At 68.7% G+C, this 15,016-nt stretch carries 18 protein-coding genes; 10 read left to right on the plus strand and 8 right to left on the minus strand.

The window, feature by feature from the left end:
* From MUG96_RS03155 to MUG96_RS03165, 3 genes are read right to left on the minus strand one after another with little or no spacing between them, the layout of a single operon-like run.
* The gene (locus MUG96_RS03155; RefSeq protein ID WP_246986409.1) at positions 1-840 is read right to left on the minus strand and encodes an aldo/keto reductase; all 840 of its coding nucleotides are present in this window, start codon (positions 838-840) and stop codon (positions 1-3) included.
* Positions 841-881: 41 nt separating this feature from the next.
* Positions 882-1,043 carry a hypothetical protein gene (locus tag MUG96_RS03160; protein ID WP_246986411.1) on the minus strand — a complete coding sequence of 54 codons (162 nt, stop codon included), beginning with the start codon at positions 1,041-1,043 and terminating at the stop codon, positions 882-884.
* A gap of 47 nt (positions 1,044-1,090) precedes the next feature.
* On the minus strand, positions 1,091-1,603 hold the full coding sequence (locus MUG96_RS03165; protein WP_246986413.1) for a hypothetical protein: 513 nt from the start codon (positions 1,601-1,603) through the stop codon (positions 1,091-1,093).
* Positions 1,604-1,805: 202 nt separating this feature from the next.
* Here MUG96_RS03165 and MUG96_RS24095 point away from each other — a divergent pair, with 202 nt between their 5' ends.
* The gene (locus MUG96_RS24095) at positions 1,806-1,934 is read left to right on the plus strand and encodes a hypothetical protein (protein WP_256465424.1); all 129 of its coding nucleotides are present in this window, start codon (positions 1,806-1,808) and stop codon (positions 1,932-1,934) included.
* Between the two features lie 311 nt (positions 1,935-2,245).
* Here MUG96_RS24095 and MUG96_RS03170 read toward each other — a convergent pair whose 3' ends face one another.
* The gene (locus MUG96_RS03170) at positions 2,246-3,244 is read right to left on the minus strand and encodes a glutathione S-transferase family protein (protein ID WP_246986415.1); all 999 of its coding nucleotides are present in this window, start codon (positions 3,242-3,244) and stop codon (positions 2,246-2,248) included.
* 162 nt (positions 3,245-3,406) lie between these two features.
* Here MUG96_RS03170 and MUG96_RS03175 point away from each other — a divergent pair, with 162 nt between their 5' ends.
* The 3 genes from MUG96_RS03175 (at position 3,407) to MUG96_RS03185 (ending at position 5,333) form a co-directional block, all read left to right on the plus strand.
* Positions 3,407-3,937, plus strand: a complete 531-nt coding sequence (locus MUG96_RS03175; protein ID WP_246986417.1) for a 50S ribosomal protein L16 — start codon at positions 3,407-3,409, stop codon at positions 3,935-3,937.
* 45 nt (positions 3,938-3,982) lie between these two features.
* Positions 3,983-4,849 carry an ATP-grasp domain-containing protein gene (locus MUG96_RS03180; RefSeq protein ID WP_246986419.1) on the plus strand — a complete coding sequence of 289 codons (867 nt, stop codon included), beginning with the start codon at positions 3,983-3,985 and terminating at the stop codon, positions 4,847-4,849.
* A gap of 118 nt (positions 4,850-4,967) precedes the next feature.
* Positions 4,968-5,333, plus strand: a complete 366-nt coding sequence (locus tag MUG96_RS03185; protein ID WP_246986421.1) for a hypothetical protein — start codon at positions 4,968-4,970, stop codon at positions 5,331-5,333.
* A gap of 220 nt (positions 5,334-5,553) precedes the next feature.
* Here the strand turns inward: MUG96_RS03185 and MUG96_RS03190 are convergent, their stop codons facing one another.
* Together MUG96_RS03190 and MUG96_RS03195 are read right to left on the minus strand one after the other, a co-directional pair.
* Entirely contained in the window at positions 5,554-5,940 is a 387-nt protein-coding gene (locus MUG96_RS03190) for an Hsp20/alpha crystallin family protein (RefSeq protein ID WP_246986423.1), read from the minus strand.
* A gap of 97 nt (positions 5,941-6,037) precedes the next feature.
* A complete protein-coding gene (locus MUG96_RS03195) occupies positions 6,038-7,060 on the minus strand; it encodes a type II glyceraldehyde-3-phosphate dehydrogenase (protein WP_246986425.1) in 1,023 nt (340 codons plus the stop codon).
* 145 nt (positions 7,061-7,205) lie between these two features.
* Here MUG96_RS03195 and MUG96_RS03200 point away from each other — a divergent pair, with 145 nt between their 5' ends.
* Entirely contained in the window at positions 7,206-8,741 is a 1,536-nt protein-coding gene (locus MUG96_RS03200; RefSeq protein ID WP_246986427.1) for a long-chain-fatty-acid--CoA ligase, read from the plus strand.
* A gap of 9 nt (positions 8,742-8,750) precedes the next feature.
* Here MUG96_RS03200 and MUG96_RS03205 read toward each other — a convergent pair whose 3' ends face one another.
* Positions 8,751-10,061, minus strand: a complete 1,311-nt coding sequence (locus MUG96_RS03205; RefSeq protein ID WP_246986429.1) for an outer membrane protein assembly factor BamB family protein — start codon at positions 10,059-10,061, stop codon at positions 8,751-8,753.
* 100 nt (positions 10,062-10,161) lie between these two features.
* Between MUG96_RS03205 and MUG96_RS03210 the strand changes: the two genes are divergently transcribed.
* The 4 genes from MUG96_RS03210 to MUG96_RS03225 all read left to right on the plus strand — a co-directional run bounded on the left by MUG96_RS03210 (position 10,162) and on the right by MUG96_RS03225 (position 13,261).
* On the plus strand, positions 10,162-11,115 hold the full coding sequence (locus MUG96_RS03210; RefSeq protein ID WP_246986430.1) for an aminopeptidase: 954 nt from the start codon (positions 10,162-10,164) through the stop codon (positions 11,113-11,115).
* A gap of 79 nt (positions 11,116-11,194) precedes the next feature.
* Entirely contained in the window at positions 11,195-11,854 is a 660-nt protein-coding gene (locus MUG96_RS03215) for an HVO_0476 family zinc finger protein (protein WP_246986432.1), read from the plus strand.
* A gap of 1 nt (position 11,855) precedes the next feature.
* Positions 11,856-12,482 carry a protein-L-isoaspartate(D-aspartate) O-methyltransferase gene (locus tag MUG96_RS03220; RefSeq protein ID WP_246986434.1) on the plus strand — a complete coding sequence of 209 codons (627 nt, stop codon included), beginning with the start codon at positions 11,856-11,858 and terminating at the stop codon, positions 12,480-12,482.
* A 38-nt stretch (positions 12,483-12,520) separates the two neighbouring features.
* Complete coding sequence (locus tag MUG96_RS03225; protein WP_246986436.1) at positions 12,521-13,261, plus strand: protein-L-isoaspartate O-methyltransferase family protein; 741 nt, start codon at positions 12,521-12,523, stop codon at positions 13,259-13,261.
* A gap of 1 nt (position 13,262) precedes the next feature.
* Here MUG96_RS03225 and MUG96_RS03230 read toward each other — a convergent pair whose 3' ends face one another.
* The gene (locus MUG96_RS03230) at positions 13,263-13,697 is read right to left on the minus strand and encodes a DUF7382 domain-containing protein (RefSeq protein ID WP_246986438.1); all 435 of its coding nucleotides are present in this window, start codon (positions 13,695-13,697) and stop codon (positions 13,263-13,265) included.
* 91 nt (positions 13,698-13,788) lie between these two features.
* Here MUG96_RS03230 and MUG96_RS03235 point away from each other — a divergent pair, with 91 nt between their 5' ends.
* Positions 13,789-14,967 (plus strand): acyl-CoA dehydrogenase family protein, encoded by a 1,179-nt coding sequence (locus MUG96_RS03235; RefSeq protein ID WP_246986440.1) that lies wholly within the window; start codon positions 13,789-13,791, stop codon positions 14,965-14,967.
* Positions 14,968-15,016: the final 49 nt, after the last annotated feature.

The following is a 15,016-nucleotide window of genomic DNA, read 5'->3' on the forward strand; positions in this document are numbered from 1 at the left end:
TCACTCCCCGATGCGCGCGAGTTCCTCGTCAGTCAGGTCGAGATCGGCGGCCGCCACGTTCGCTTCGAGGTGGGCGACGCTGGACGTGCCCGGAATGGGGAGCGTCACCGGCGAGTGCTGGAGGTGCCAGGCTAGCGTCACCTGCTGTGGCGTCGCGTCGTGGTGCTCGGCGATCTCGTCGATGACCCCGGCTTTCCCCCCGAGGTCGCCGGCGCCGAGCGGGAACCACGGGATGAAACCGATGTCGTACTCCTCACAGGCCGCCAGCACGTCGGCGGCGTCCCGGTCGGCGGGGTGGTACTGGTTCTGGACCGTCGCGACCTCGACGATCTCGCGAGCGGTTTCCAGTTGCTCGACGCTCACGTTGCTGAGGCCGACGTGGTCGACCAGCCCCTCGTCTTTCAGCTCCGCGAAGGCGGTCACGGAGTCCTCGAAGGGCGTGTCGGGGTCGGGGCGGTGGAACTGGTAGAGGTCGATGCTGTCGACGCCGAGACGGTCGCGGCTGACCAGCGCCTGATTGCGGATGTAGTCGGGGTCGCCGTGGGGCAGCCAGTCGCCGTCGCGGTTCCGGAGGAGGCCCCCCTTCGTCGCGACGACGATCTCCGAGGGGTCGATGGCCTCCCGGATCAGGCGCTCGCTCACGCCCGGGCCGTAGGAGTCCGCGGTGTCGACGAGGTCGACGCCCAGTTCGACCGCACGCTGGAGGACCCCGCGGGCCTCGGCCTCGTCGTCGGGCGGGCCGACGATGTCGGGGCCACAGAGCCGCATCGCGCCGAACCCGAGTCGGTGGACCGTCAGTTCGCCGCCGATGTCGAATGTGTCACTGGCGTCCGTGCCCATAGCCGGGCATCGGCCGGCCGACGGATAGCCCTTGGGTGGACTCAGTCCCGGACGAGGACGGTCTTGAGCCGGCGGCCACAGGACGGACAGCACAGCGTCTGCCACGTCGTCGGGTCGAGGTCCCCCATCGTCTCCGTCCGAATCGCCGCCTCGCGGTCGACGGCCCGCTCGCACAGTTCACAGTGGAGGGTGTCGTCGCTCACACTCCGCTCTCGGCGCCGAAGGCACAAAAACCGACCGCGCGGGACTCCTACTCGCTCGGGGTCGGCGTCGGCTCTTGCCCGATGAACTCGGCGCTGAAATCGATCTCGGCGGTGCCCGACGGCTCGGTGTCGCCGAGGTGCGTGTTGTCGAACACGATGTGGTACTGCCCCGGTTGCATATCGGTGTTCACGTCGAGGCTCTCGACGCGGGGCGCCTCGTGTGCTGCGTTGATGAGGTTCGGCTCCCGCTGGAACTTGTTGAGCTGGCCGGTCGTCATGACGTACAGGTCTATCGGGCCGTTCTCGACGACCTGGCCCGTGATTTCCATGGTGAAGGGCGTATCCCAGGCGAAGCCGGCGGCCAGGTACTGCCCTTTCTCCAGCGTGACCCTTGCGCTCTGTCCCCCTGCGGTCTCGTCGTTGAGGTTGAGCTCTTTGACGTTCGAGACCGCCTCGCCCCGTGGTGCCTTCTCGAATTTCTGCCCACCGAGCGCGTTTATCGAACTACACCCAGCGAATACCCCCGTCCCCAGTGTCGCGAGGACTGCACGTCGACGCATACCTATGTTCCACACATCGCTGCTAAAAGGTATTCCGGGACTGACTCGTCCGTGTGTCTGATCGAAACCGCCACACGCCGCCGCTCGTCCGGTCCCCGGCGGGCACGAAGAGTAGCGTTTATATGGGATGAACGACCGTGATAGATTACGGCGAGCGTTCGCAGGGGTGAGGGGATCGCCTTGCAGTTCGCCGCGAACACACATGAGACGACGCTACACCGACGCGGAGAACACGGGCGTGCCGGTCGTTCCGATGCTGTCGGGACGAACCACCGCGGACCCGGCTGTCGACCTCGACGAGCAGGTCTACAGCCACCGTAGCGAAGTATAACGCCCGTCTTTTCGGTTCGATACTCCCGCCCAGAGCGGCGCCACCGGCTCGCCGCCCTCGCCGACACGGTCGCCGGCCGGGACGACGCGGCACTCGGGACGGTCTACGGGTGCACGCTCGCCGACGACGAGCGGGCCGCGCGCCGGGACCGGATCGACGCCATCGACGCGGACCTGTCGGTCGAGCGCTGCCGGGAGTACAGAGAACGAATGGTCGAGCGCAGGCGTGCGACGGGCCGGCGGTCGACGCCCCCGGTCGTCACCGAGTGAGTGGCCGTCCGGCCGCCGACCGCGATTCCGACCGACGTTTGGTCAGGCCAGCGCGAGCAGGTCCTCTGGCGGTTCACCGGGGAGGTCGTCGCGGTCGTGGGGCGCCTCGAAGTCCAGGTCGGGTCCGCGGGCGACGATGCGCGAGGGCGTCACGTCCGGGTGGGTCGTGTAGTAGTGTTCCTTGATGTGGTCCATGTTCACCGTCCCGGCGACACCCGGCGTCTGGAAGAGGTCACGCAGGTACGGCCAGAGGTTGTCGTACTGCTGAATCTGCCTGACGTTGCACATGAAGTGGGTGTGGTACACCTGGTCGAACCGGACCAGCGTGGTGTACATGCAGATATCGGCCTCGGTCAGGCGGTCGCCGGCGAGGTAGCGCTGGTCTTCGAGCACCTCGTCCCAGTGGTCGAGCGCGCCGAACAGGTCGTCGATGGCCTGGTCGTATGCCTCCTGGCTCGTGGCGAAGCCGGCGCGGTAGACGCCGTTGTTGATGGGCTCGTAGATGTCCTCGATGATGCGGTCGACCTCCTCCTGGTAGCCCTCGGGGTAGAGGTCCACGTCGCGCTCGGCCACCGAATCCATCTCGGTATCGAGCATCCGGATGATCTCCGCCGACTCGTTGTTGACGACGGTGTCCTGCTTCTTGTCCCACAGCACGGGGACGGTCACGCGGCAGGTGGCGTCGGGATCGGCCGCGACGTAGGCTTCCCGGAGGTAGTCGAAGCCGTTGACGGAGTCGGGGGTACAGCCCTCCTTCTCGGGGGTGAACTGCCAGCCGTCCTCGCCGCGGTAGGGGTCGACGTAGTCGACGGTGATGGCGTCCTCGAGGCCCTTCAGCGCGCGGACGAGCAACGTCCGGTGGGCCCACGGACAGGCGTAACAGACGTAGAGGTGATAGCGGCCCGCCTCCGCGGGGAACTCCGCATCGGGGTCGTCCTCGATTTCGTTCCGGAAGGTGGTGGACTGGCGCTCGAACTCGCCGTCCTCGTTGGTCGATTCGTAGGTGTCGGTCCGCCACTCGCCGTCGACGAGTTGATTCATATCATTACGTTGGAGCGCCACACCCAAAAGGTGGGCAGTGACACGGGTGTCACCGACTGGTGGGACGGTCACTGGACCGCGGATTCGCTCGCCGACGGCGCCCCCGCGACGGTTCGACGGGTTTTTGTACGCGCTCGGCCACGCTTTCGCCAAGAGACTCCCATGTCGGACAAGCCTGCCTCGATGTACCGGCAGATCTCCAAGCCCGCGTACACGCGACGCGAGTACATCACGGGGATCCCCGGTTCGAAGATCGCACAGCACAAGATGGGCGACAAGCACAGAGAGCCCGAAGACTACCCGGTCCAGATCAGCCTCCTCGTCGAGGAGGAGGTCCAGCTCCGGCACGGCTCGATGGAGGCCTCCCGCCTGTCGGCCAACCGCCACCTCATCAAGGAACTCGGCGAGAACAACTACAAGATGGTCCTGCGGAAGTTCCCCCACCACGTCATCCGGGAGAACAAGCAGGCGACCGGGGCCGGCGCCGACCGTGTCTCCGACGGGATGCGCCAGTCCTTCGGGAAGATCGTCGGCACCGCCGCCCGCATCCAGAAGGGCGAGCGCCTCTTTACCGCCTACTGCGAGGTCGACCAGGCCGAGGCCGTCAAGGAAGCGTTCCGCCGCGCCTACAACAAGATCTCCCCGCCCTGCCGGATCACGGTCGAACGCGGGCAGGAACTGCTGATCGCGTAGACCGCTCTCCACGCTTTTTTGGTTCCGCGCTCCTACCCCGAGCGTATGCTCCGGCTCGCGGTCGCGACCGACGCCGAGACCTACGAGCGCATGCAGGGGCCGCTCGCCGACCGCGGGATCGACGCCGAGTACGTGCAAACCGCACGGCGAACCGTTCCCATCGCCGACGCCGGCGAGGAGTGGGACGGGTTCGACGCCGGCTTCGTCTTCCCCTCGCGGCTGATGGAGGGTGGCGTCGCCGACGCCCTGCTCGCCGTCCCCTGGGTCAACGACCGCGAGGCCGTCCTCCGCTCCCGGAACAAGGGCGGTGCCCTCGCCCGTCTCGGCCGCGCGGACCTGCCCGTGCCCGACACGGTCGTCGTCTCCAATCCCGCCGACGAGGCCGACCTGATCGACGCTTTCGAGCGGTTCGAGCCGCCGGTCGTCGTCAAACCCAACTCGGCGACCCGCGGGGTCGGCGTCGCCAAGGCGACCGATCTCGACTCCTTTCTCGGCATCGTCGACTACCTCGACCTGGTGCACGACTACCGGGCCACGGGGGACCGCTCGTTTCTCGTCCAGGAGTACCTGCCCGACGCCCGCGACTACCGGGTGATGGTCGTCGACGGCGAGTACGTCGGGGCCGTCCAGCGCCGCCTCCCCGACGACGCCCTGGCCGCCGGCCAGTGGAAGCACAACGTCCACCGCGGGGCCGAGGCAACCGGCGTCGACCTCCCCGACGGCCTCCGCGACCTGGCCGAGCGAGCGGCCGACGCGCTCGGCGTGCCCTGGCTCGGCGTCGATCTCCTCGTCACCGAGGACCGGGCGGTCGTCAACGAGACGAACGCCCGCCCGACGATCGATAGCGCGACGAAGTACGAGGACGGCTTCTGGGACGAGGTGGCGGGGCTGGTCCGACGGACGGCGGACTAGCGTCGGTCGCGGATTCCCACGAATGACCGATTCGACCCCGGGGACGTCGGACGGACGGCGCATTCTCACCCGAAACGACACGAATCTATATATAAGGGGATCGGCAAACGCGGAGAGTATGTCCGCGTCACAGCGAGATGACGTGAGCTGGCCGTTCCTGGGGTTGGCTCTCGTCCTCGCCGCTGCCGTCGCCATCGGGTACGTCGTCTACCCGGCGACGCTCGGCGTCGACCGGCAACTGGCGGTCGCGTACGGTGGCCTCCTGGTCGCGTTCGCGCTCGCGTACAGCTATCGGCCGCTCCGGGAGTCCGGGATCGGCCAGCTACTGAGTGCGGCGTTTCTGATGCTGTTCGCCCTGTTTCACTACCAGCAGACCGGTCGGGCCCCGGTCCTGACGCTCGGCCTCTTCGGCATCGCGCTGCTCGCCTTCTGCCACGAACTGTACAAGTTCGGGAGCGGTGTTTGGCGCGGGGCGGCGTCGTAACGGTTTCGCGGCGGCGCTGTTGCGGTTTCGTTGACCAAGCATCCGTGCGAACGGAGTGAGCGCGGTTCACTGCTGGCGAACGAAGTGAGCCAGCAGACGTTTTTCGCCCACGTTTTTGCGACTAGTGCGGGACCGGAGGTCCCGCATACCATGTGAACGGGCACTCCGTGCCCGTGAGCAGACGGGGTGCGCAGAGCGCACCCGCGAAATAAAAAGGTGGTTAGAGGTCGATGTCCGCGGAGTCGTCGGCGCGGTCGAACGAGACCTCGAGGACGCCGTTGTTGTAGGTGGCGGCGGCGGAGTGTTCGTCGACGCGGACGGGGAGGCGGACCCGTTCCTCGTAGTCGCGGCGGTCGGAGGCGGCGCTGACGGTGAGGATTTCGCCGTCGCACTTGAGGTCGATGGCTTCCTTCTCGACGCCGGGCATGTCCGCGACGACACGGATCTCCTCGTCGTCCTCGTGAACGTCGAGGTGGAGGTCGGACCCGAACCCCGCGGGACCACCACGGTCCATGTGCACGTCCTCGCCCATCATCTCGTTCATCACCCGCTCGATCTCCCGCAGGATGTCGTCGATGGGGTCGTGGTCGTCGCGGTCGTCCTTCATACCTGCCGGTAAGGTGTGGCCGTCGGAAAAGGTTTCCCACCTCGTCAGTTCTCGTAACGGGCCGAAGGCGGGCGACAGCGGCCGATTCCCTCGACGGTCAGATATCGAAGCCGACGCCCATCGACTCGTCGGTCGTCGCCGTGCTCTCCGCGCGGTCGGCGGCGCCGGTGACGGCCCGGATGGCGTCGACGTTCTCGGGCACCACGTCGGACTCCTGGTGGATCGCCTGGAACAGGTAGAGATCGTTTCCTTCGACGGTAATCGACTCGCCCCAGATCGCGTTCTCCCACACGTCGCCGCGGGGACGGCCCGCGTCCAGCGCGAACTCCTTGAGCTTCCCGGAGCCGTCGATAGCCAGGCGCTCGGGGACGACGAACAGCCGCGACTCGGCTTCGAGCAGTTCGCGGACGCCTTCGGTGTCGGCGTCGGATGCGAGTTCGACGTTGACGCTGTGGGTGTGGGTCAGCGTCGCGGGCACCTTCATCCCGAGCGTGTCGATGTCGAGGTCGGGGAAGATGGTGTTCACGTCGGGGCCGTGGTGGGAGGGGATGGTCACTGGGTCCGGGAGGGTGTCGTTGATGGGGCCACGCGAGGACTGGGCGGGGTCGCCGCCGCGGCGGACGAGCGTCGCGCGGACCTTCTCGACGCCGTACTCCTCGCGGAGGGGCGCGAGCAGTCGCGAGAGACCGGTCGTGTTACAGGAGACGACACGGACGTGGTCGGCGCCCTCGGCGTCACTGAAGTTCGAGCGGGCGTTGAAACTCACGTCCACGAGGTCGGCGTCCTCGCCGCCCTGGTAGAGCGCGGGCGTGTCGTGGGCCTCGTACATCGACTTGTTCTCGGCGCCGATGCCCGAGGGGCAGGCGTCGACGACCACGTCGGCCGCGTCGACCAGTTCCTCGACCTCGCCGGCGAGGTCGATGCCGGCCTCGGCGAACTGGTCGACCCGCTCCTCGACGGCGGCATAGAGGGGATAGCCCTCCGCGACCGCGCGCTCGGCCTCGAAGTTCGGGCGGGTCTTCGCCACCCCGAGGACTTCCATGTCCGGTTGCGCGCGGACCGCGTCCGCCACCCGCTTGCCGATGGTTCCGTAGCCGTTGATTCCGACCCGAATTGTCATGTTCGGGAATGCCACAGCGACGGGGATAACGGTTTCGAGGTTCGCCGCTCGGATTTACTCGCCACCGAGTTCCCCCGCCGGATTCCTTCCACTGTGTGTGTACATAACACACAAAATTAAGTACGGGTGGGGAGTTCACGCGGGTATGTATCCCACACTGCGGGAGACGCTCGAACTCACCGCCGAAAAGTACCCGGAGCGGGACGCAATCGTGTATCCACGCCGCGACCAGCGGTGGACCTACGCGGAGTTCGACCGGAAGGCCAACCGCCTGGCGAACGCGCTGGCGGACCTCGGCGTCGAGAAGGGCGACCGCGTCTCGACGATGCTGTACAACGGCTCCGAGATCGTCCTCACGGTGTTCGCCTGCGCGAAACTCGGTGCGGTGTTCAACCCCCTGAACTACCGCCTCCCGGCCGGCGAAGTCGAGTACATCCTGAACGACGCCGAATCGCGGGTCTTGCTCTACGAGGACGACACCCGAGACGCGGTCCACGGCGCCCGTGACGCCCTCGATACCGTCGAGGAGTACATCTATATCGACGACGACGTGCCGGACGTCGCCCACGACTTCTACGGCCTGCTCGATGCGGCTTCGCCGGAGCGGCCCGACACCGTCGTCGAGGAGGACGACGTGTACGCCTTCATCTACACGTCGGGGACGACCGGCCGGCCGAAAGGCGTCGTCCACGAGCACCGTGACATGGTCGAGCACAACCTGATCTGCGTCGCGGAAGGGGGCCTCCGGAAGAACGACGTGGGGCTATCGGCGCTCCCACTGTATCACTGCGCCGAGTTGCACGCCGCGCTGTTCCCGCGGATTCAGGTCGGCGCCACGAGCGTCATCCACCACGAGTTCGACCCCGCCGCCGTCCTGCAGGCCATCGAAGAGCACGACGTGTCGGTGATGTTCGCCGCGCCGACCGCGTGGAACGGGATGGCCCACGCCGCACGGGAGGTCGACGCCGACGTGTCCTCGCTCCGGCTCGGGATGTACGGCGCCTCGCCGATGCCCGAGGAGGTCCTGGACGCCTGCATGGAGCAGTTCTGCGACGACTACCTCCAGGCCTACGGCATGACCGAGATCGGTCCCTGCGGGGTCTTCCAGCACCCCGAGGAACAGATCCCAAAGCAGGGCTCGGCCGGCGTCGCCGCGCTCAACCACGACCTCCGGGTGGTCGAACCCGACGGCGCTCCCGACGACGAGGTCGACACCGGTGAAATCGGCGAAATCCTCATCGCCGGCCCCTGTACGATGCGGGAGTACTGGAACCGGCCGGAGGCGACCGCCGACTCGCTCCGCGAGGACGGCGGGACGGAGTGGTACTACACCGGCGACCTTGGCTATCTCGACGACGATAGCTTCCTGTGGGTCGTCGACCGGAAGGACGACATGATCATCTCCGGCGGGGAGAACATCTACCCCACGGAGGTCGAGGACGTGCTCTTCGCCCATCCCGACGTGGTCGAGGCGGCCGTCGTCGGCGAAGATCACGAGGAGTGGGGCCAGGCCGTCGTCGCCTACGTCGTCGGCGACACCGACGCGGAGACGCTGGAGGCGTACGTCCGCGACAGCGACGCCCTGGCAGACTTCAAACGGCCCCGGGAGTACCACTTCGTCGAGGAACTCCCGAAGAACCCCTCCGGCAAAGTCCAGAAGTTCAAGCTCCGGGAGGAGTAGGGCGCCCGCTCACGGCTCCGTCAGCGCGTAGACGCGCCCGCCTTCGGTGGCCGTCCCGTGGGTCCCCACGTACAGGGTCCCGTCGACCACGGCGGGCTGTGACGTGACCGGTCGCTCTTCGGCCGTCTCGAAGCGCCATCGCTCCTCGCCGGTCGCCGTGTCGAACCCCATGACAGTCCCATTACCGCAGGCGTACACCGTGTCCCCCGCGACCGTCGGGGAGACGTCGGACGATTCGATCTGCACGCCCCACGCTCTGGTCCCATCGGCCGCGTCGACCGCGCTGAGCGTCTCACCGCCGGACGCGACGGTGCCGTAGTTACCCAGGGCGTACACGGTGCCGTCGGCCACCGCCGGCGAACTCACGTAGGCGTCGTCAGCCTCGAAGACCCACTCCTCGGTGCCGTCGCTCGCGTCGACCGCGGCGAGGTCGCCGTCCGTCGTCCCGTAGTAGACCGTGCCGTCGACCACGGCCGGTGACGATTCCACGTCGCCGTTGGCGTCGTGTTCCCAGCGGACCTCGCCGGTGGCCGCGTCGAGCGCCTGCACGTTACCCACGTACCCCGTGCCGACGTAGATCGTATCGTCGACGAGCGCTGGGTCGGATGTCATCCGGAACCCGCGCTCGTCTTTCCAGATCTCCTCGCCGGTGGCCGCGTCCACGGCCCGCACCCACCCCTCGAAATCGCTGACGTAGACCACGCCACCGCCGACGACTGCGGAGTTCGTGGTGTAGCCGGTTTCGAGCGCCCATTCGCGCTCCCCGGTCGCGGCGTCGAAGGCGTACAGTCCGTTCGCGCCGCCGAAGTAGACGGTCCCGTCGACGACTGCCGGCGCTGTGTCGCCGGCATCGATATCGACCGTCCACTGCTCGTCACCGGTCGCCGCGTCGAGGGCGTACAGCGTGTCGTCCCACGACCCGAAGTAGACCGTCCCGCCGGTCGCGACGACCGGGCCGCGGATTTCGTCGCCGGTCTGGTAGGACCACGCCGCCGTTGCGCCATCGACCGGCCCGGTGGCGTCCGGAACGTGGCCGCTGTTCGCCCGGTCCCGGCTGAACATCGGGAACCCCGACAGGTCCGCGAACGTCCCGCTCTCGGCGGTCCCACCGCCGTCGTCCGTCGCGCGCTCCTCGGCCGCCGTTCGGTCGCTTTCCGTCGTCCCCGTCGCGCCGTCCGGTGTCATTGCGCCCGTCGTTTCCGATTTCGGGGTGGCACCGTCTCCGTCGCCGCCGTCCTCACCGCCCGTACAGCCCGCGAGACCGGCACCGCCGGCGACGGCGACCGTCCGCAACCACTCGCGCCGCGTCCGCCGCGTCATGCGCGGACGTTCGGACGGGGTGAAATTAGTTCTCCGCTCGATGTGAGCGCGTGAGGTGTCCGGCGCAACGACTATTCCGCCGCCGGCCCCAGACTTCGGTATGACAGACCGCCTCCGCGCGCCGGCGGAAACGGCCGTCCGGAAGTGCATGCGACTGCAGGCCGGCGAGTCCTGCCTGATCGTCACCGACGACAAGCGCAAGGCCATCGGCGAGGCCCTCTACGAGGTCGCCGCCGAACGCACCGACGACGCCCTGTTGATGCAGTACCCGCCCGGCGACCAGCACGGCGAGGAGCCGCCCCAGCAGGTCGCCGCCGCGATGGGGGCCCACGACGTCGTCCTCGCGCCGACGACCAAGAGCCTCAGTCACACCAAGGCCCGCTCGGAGGCCAACGCCGCCGGCGCCCGCGTCGCGACCCTCCCGGGCATCACCGAGGCGGTGTTCGTCACCGGCCTCGACGCCAACTACTCCGATATCAAGAAACACTGTAAGCGCATCCACTCGGCGGTCAGCGGCGCCGAGCACGTCCGCGTGCAGACGGACCGGGGGACCGACATCGTGTTCCGCCCCGGCGACCGGGAGTGGCGCCAGGACACCGGTATCGTCCACGAGGCCGGCGAGATGTCGAACCTCCCCGCGGGCGAGGTGTTCCTGAGTCCGGAAACCGCCGACGGCACCTTCGTCGTCGACGGCACGATGATGCCCCACGGCCTGCTCGACGACGGACAGACCCTCGACTTCGAGGTGGAAGACGGCCAGGTGGTCGAGATCGGCGACGACGCCGTCCGCGAGGAGATCGAGGCCGCCGCCGAGTCGGTCGGCGACGCCGCCTACAACCTCGCGGAACTCGGCATCGGGACCAACGTCGGCGTGACCGACCTCGTCGGGTCGGTCCTGCTCGACGAGAAGGCCGCCGGGACCGTCCACATCGCCATCGGCGACGACCACGCCATCGGCGGCGACGTGGAGGCGCCGATCCACCTCGACGGCGTGCTCCGCGACCCGACCGTCTACGTGGAGGGGGAGGAACTGGACCTGCCCTCGGGGGTCTGAGTTCCCGAGCACCGTTCGCAGGCCGCGTGCGGCCCCGGCGGACGGCGCTCTTTTACGTTCGCACCGAATATCCTTCGGTATGAGTGATACGCAGGTCCCGGACCGGGTGGCGCTCGCCTGTCCCTCCTGTTCGCCCGCGTTCGAGACCGTCCACGAGACGCTGAGTACCGGTGGCGGGCAGGTGACCGTCCGCTGTACCGAGTGTGACCACGTCCACAAGACGACGCTGCCCGAGGAGCGAACCGTCGACATGCGCACCGTCATCTCGCAGGACGGCGACTCGTTCAACGCGAGCGTCGACGCGCCCGCCGAGGAGGCGCTGTCGGTCGGCGAGGAGTTCGTCGCCGAGACCGACGACGCCATCATGACCGTCCGCATCACGAGCCTCGAACTCGACGACGGCGAACGCGTCGACTCGGCCCCCGCCGAGGACGTGGCGACCGCCTGGACCCGCGCCGTCGGCAACGTCACCGTCGACGCGACCGTCCACCCGAAGGACGGCCGCCGCGACGAGACGAAAGCCGTCCAGTTCCAGGTGCCCGGCGACTACGAGTTCGAGGTCGGCGAGACCGACGCGCTCGGCGAGTACGAGTTCACCGTCGAGGGCATCCACATCCGCGACGACGCGTCGGGTTACGACTTCGACAAACTCGACTACGACGGGGACCGCGCCGTCGCCAAGGACGTCAAACGCCTGCTGGTGCGCGACGAGTCGACCACCGCCTGGTCGGCGTGGTAGGATGGACCTGGATGCCCGGCGCGAGGAGCTGATCGACCGGCTCGAAACCCACGGCCGCGTCACAGACGAGGCTACCCTCGACGCGCTCCGGGCCGTCCCCCGCCACGAGTTCGTCCCCGAATCCAAACGCGGGTCGGCCTACGAGGACCGCCCGCTCCCCATCGGCGAGGGCCAGACCATCAGCGCCCCCCACATGGTCGGCATCATGACCGACCTCCTCGACCTCGAACCCGGCGACGACGTGCTGGAGATCGGCACCGGCTGTGGCTACCACGCCGCCGTCACCGCCGAGGTCGTCGGTGCCGACCACGTCTACAGCGTCGAGTACCAGGAGTCGCTGGCCCGCGACGCCCGCCGCCGGCTCGACGAACTGGGCTACGGCGACGTCTCGGTGCGAACCGGCGACGGCAAGGAGGGCTGGCCCGAGAACGCCCCCTACGACCGGGCGTATCTCACCTGTGCCGCGCCGGACTTCCCCGACGCGGTCGTCGAGCAGGTCCGGCCCGGCGGCTTGCTTCTCGCGCCCATCGGTACCGGCCGGCAGACGCTGATCCGCGCCCGCCGCCGCGCCGACGGCTCGCTCGACCGCGAGGACCACGGCGGCGTCCGGTTCGTCGAACTGCAGTGAGGCGCGCCATTCAATAGTCTGCGCGTCGTCGCTCCGATATGGAACCGGCGGTGCTGCGGGACGACATGGTCGACAGCCTGCAACACGAGAGCAAAGGCTGTGTCCACAGCGACGCCGTCAGCGAGGCGATGCGGTCCGTCCCCCGACACGAGTTCGTCGAGGACGACCGCGCCGCCTACGCCGACCGCGCCTTCGAGCGACTCGGGACGCGCGTCCTCGCACCCAGCACTGCCGCACGGCTGCTCGAAGCCCTCGCGCCGCGCGAGGACGACTCCGTGCTCGTCGTCGGCGCCGGCGTCGGCTACACCGTCGCCGTCCTCGCCGAGATCGTCGGTCCCCGGAACGTCCACGCCATCGACATCACCCGCCGGCTCGTCTACGACGCCCGGCAGAACCTCGCCAGCACGGATCACGAGGCGGTACTCGTCGACTGCCGGGACGGCGCCGACGGCCTCCCGGAGTACGCGCCCTACGACCGCATCCTCGTCGAGGCCGCGGCCATCGACCCGCCGCGGGCGCTCGTCGACCAGCTCGCCGACGGCGGCCGGCTGGTCCTGCCCCTCGGCGGCCGCGAGCAGACGCTCGTGACCGTCGAGGACGGCGCGGTCGCCGACCGGCTCGGGAGCGTCGCCTTCCGGCCGATGCTCGTCGAGGGCGAACAGGCCGACACCGTCGAGCGCAACCGGACCCGCCGCGAGGACCGCGAGTTCGCGCGCCGGGAGTCGGAACGGCGCCGCGGCTGGCAACAGGACTGGATCGACTGGGACGACCAGCTCTGAGCTACTCGGCGACCACCAGTATCTCCGTGTTCTCGCGTTCGTCCGTGTAGCCCCCGCTAGCCGGCGGCTTGATGTCGAGCGTGACCGTCCCCTCGTCCTGATTCGGGCCGAGGCTCGGGTCGAGCGTCAACTCGGCCCGCCCGTTCTCGCCGGTGGTCGCGGTTCGCATCTCCGAAAGCGTCGCCGTGCCGCCCTGTGCGACGACCGTGGCGTTCGAGACCGGCTCGCCGTCGGGGTCGACGACGCGAACGGTGACGTCCTGCTCGCCCGGCTCGATCACCTCCGGCTCGGGCTGGGTGTTCAGTTCGCTCACGCCGAGCGTGCTCAACCCCGAGAGGGTGTTCATCATCACTGAGAGGCTGGCGACGCCCACGACGAGGGCGATGACGAGTCTGACTGGCAGTCCTTCGATCCCGCGTTCGTCGGTTCGGAACACGGTCCCCGGTGGCCCCGGTCTGGGTCATAAACCTTCGTCGCAGGTGACCGGTCGCCCGGCGTTTGAAGGGTTCCGGCCGCGAGGGGACCGTATGCGCTTCCAGCCGACCGACTCACAGCAGGCGCTTCGCGAGGAGGTCCGCGAGTTCGCGAGCGAGCGGATCGAACCGGTCGCGGGCGAACTGGACCGGACGGAGACCTACCCCGGCGAGATCCTCGCCGACCTGGGCGAGCGCGGCATCACCGGCCTGACCCTGCCCGAGGACGTGGGCGGGCGCGGCGAGGGACTGGTCGAACTCGTGATCGCCATCGAGGAACTGGCGGCGGCGATGATGCCCGTCGCGAGCGCGCTCGCGCTCAACCTCGGCGTCGCCACGGTGATCGAGCGGTTCGGCACCGAGGCTCAGCGCGAGGCATACGTCCCCGAGATGGCCCGCTTCGAGACGGTGGGCGCGCTCGGCCTCAGCGAGGCCGACGCCGGCAGCGACAAACTGGCGATGGAGACTACCGCCGAGCGGAGCTCGGCGACGTCCCGCTCGCAGGCTCGCGAGACCACCGCCGAACGCGATGGCGACGAGTGGGTCATCGACGGCCACAAGCAGTGGGTGACGAACTTCAAACACGCCGACGTGGTGCTGACATACGCCAAGACCGGCCCCGACGAGGCGGCGCCACACAACGTGAGCGCCTTCCTCGTCCCGACCGAGGCCTTCGAGGTGGAGCGGGTCTGGGACACGCTGGGCGCGCGGAGCGTCAAGTCGCCCCGCGTGACCATCTCGAACGCCCGCGTACCGGACGACGCGATGGTCGGCGAGGAGGGCGAGGCCTACGTCGAGCGCGGCGAGGTGGCGACGGGCGTGAACGTCCCCGCCCGCGCGGTCGGCATCGCCCGCGCCGCGCTCGAAGACACGGTGGCCTACACGAGCGGCCGCGAACAGTTCGGGCAGCACATCGGCGACTTCCAGGGCGTGCGCTGGCGCATCGGCGAGATGGCCGAGCGGGTCGACACCGCCCGCCTCCTGACGCTCCGGGCGGCCGACCGCGCCGACCGGGGACTGTCGAACGCCCGCGAACACAGCATGGCGAAGGTCCACGCCACGGAGGCGGCCGTCGAGAACGCAAACGAGGCGATGCAGTTCCACGGCGGCGTCGGCTACACCCGCGAACACGACGTCGAGCGGTACCTCCGGGATGCCCGCCTGCTGACCCTCGCCGGCGGCCCCAACGAGGGCCACCGCGACACGCTCGCGGCCGAAGTCGTCGGGGACTGACCCCCCGTTTCGGGTCGAGCAGGGCCGACGCCATCGAAAGGACCGAGTG

This window comes from Halorientalis marina (assembly GCF_023028345.1).
Taxonomy (GTDB): Archaea; Halobacteriota; Halobacteria; order Halobacteriales; family Haloarculaceae; genus Halorientalis; species Halorientalis marina.

Excerpts from the sequence above, each read along its gene's own strand:
- MUG96_RS03155 (WP_246986409.1), bottom strand. The coding sequence starts at position 840 with ATGGGCACGGACGCCAGTGACACATTCGACATCGGCGGCGAACTGACG.
- MUG96_RS03165 (WP_246986413.1), bottom strand. The coding sequence starts at position 1,603 with ATGCGTCGACGTGCAGTCCTCGCGACACTGGGGACGGGGGTATTCGCT.
- MUG96_RS24095 (WP_256465424.1), top strand. The coding sequence starts at position 1,806 with ATGAGACGACGCTACACCGACGCGGAGAACACGGGCGTGCCGGTCGTT.
- MUG96_RS03170 (WP_246986415.1), bottom strand. The coding sequence starts at position 3,244 with ATGAATCAACTCGTCGACGGCGAGTGGCGGACCGACACCTACGAATCG.
- MUG96_RS03175 (WP_246986417.1), top strand. The coding sequence starts at position 3,407 with ATGTCGGACAAGCCTGCCTCGATGTACCGGCAGATCTCCAAGCCCGCG.
- MUG96_RS03180 (WP_246986419.1), top strand. The coding sequence starts at position 3,983 with ATGCTCCGGCTCGCGGTCGCGACCGACGCCGAGACCTACGAGCGCATG.
- MUG96_RS03185 (WP_246986421.1), top strand. The coding sequence starts at position 4,968 with ATGTCCGCGTCACAGCGAGATGACGTGAGCTGGCCGTTCCTGGGGTTG.
- MUG96_RS03190 (WP_246986423.1), bottom strand. The coding sequence starts at position 5,940 with ATGAAGGACGACCGCGACGACCACGACCCCATCGACGACATCCTGCGG.
- MUG96_RS03195 (WP_246986425.1), bottom strand. The coding sequence starts at position 7,060 with ATGACAATTCGGGTCGGAATCAACGGCTACGGAACCATCGGCAAGCGG.
- MUG96_RS03200 (WP_246986427.1), top strand. The coding sequence starts at position 7,206 with ATGTATCCCACACTGCGGGAGACGCTCGAACTCACCGCCGAAAAGTAC.
- MUG96_RS03205 (WP_246986429.1), bottom strand. The coding sequence starts at position 10,061 with ATGACGCGGCGGACGCGGCGCGAGTGGTTGCGGACGGTCGCCGTCGCC.
- MUG96_RS03210 (WP_246986430.1), top strand. The coding sequence starts at position 10,162 with ATGACAGACCGCCTCCGCGCGCCGGCGGAAACGGCCGTCCGGAAGTGC.
- MUG96_RS03215 (WP_246986432.1), top strand. The coding sequence starts at position 11,195 with ATGAGTGATACGCAGGTCCCGGACCGGGTGGCGCTCGCCTGTCCCTCC.
- MUG96_RS03220 (WP_246986434.1), top strand. The coding sequence starts at position 11,856 with ATGGACCTGGATGCCCGGCGCGAGGAGCTGATCGACCGGCTCGAAACC.
- MUG96_RS03225 (WP_246986436.1), top strand. The coding sequence starts at position 12,521 with ATGGAACCGGCGGTGCTGCGGGACGACATGGTCGACAGCCTGCAACAC.
- MUG96_RS03235 (WP_246986440.1), top strand. The coding sequence starts at position 13,789 with ATGCGCTTCCAGCCGACCGACTCACAGCAGGCGCTTCGCGAGGAGGTC.